Raw genomic sequence first — 505 nt, forward strand, 5'->3', positions numbered from 1 at the left:
CTGCGGTGGTTAATGTGACAGCGAGCTTAAGGGAGTTACGTAGTGGTCTGCTTGCTTTGCAAAGTAAAATGAAAGAGTTCAATCGGTTAATTAGCCATCGCCAACTCTCGGATTTAAAAACGTTTAAAATTGAACCGGTTGAGGAAAGTCAGCTAGTGGCAGCGATGAATGTGTTGATACATCAAGCTGAACAGACAGAGAGTGGTCAGAGTTTTGATTTGTTTGATCAAGCGAGCATTTTAGATGATGCTGATCTAGAGCGGGCGAAAAATACGTTAATTGAAGAGGGCAATGCTCGCCAAGGATTAAGAGTAGCCGATTTATTCCGGCTTGAATTTGTCGTAGCAAAGCAGGGGCAGCAGCAAGAGTCATTTGAAGATATTGATAGCGCCGCGTCTAACGGCACGGTATTGATGGCAAAATTAGTTACTGGCCTTGCCATGCTGTACTTAATGCAAGACAAACGTCACCAAATGAAAGCGGTCTGTTATTTGGACGAGGCGTT

1 pseudogene is annotated in these 505 nt (G+C 44.0%); it reads left to right on the forward strand.

What is annotated here, in order from left to right:
- Window positions 1-505, forward strand: a pseudogene (locus B7C60_RS19470) (hypothetical protein); the annotation flags it as partial.

The sequence above is a fragment of the Vibrio fujianensis genome, assembly GCF_002749895.1.
Lineage (GTDB): Bacteria > Pseudomonadota > Gammaproteobacteria > Enterobacterales > Vibrionaceae > Vibrio > Vibrio fujianensis.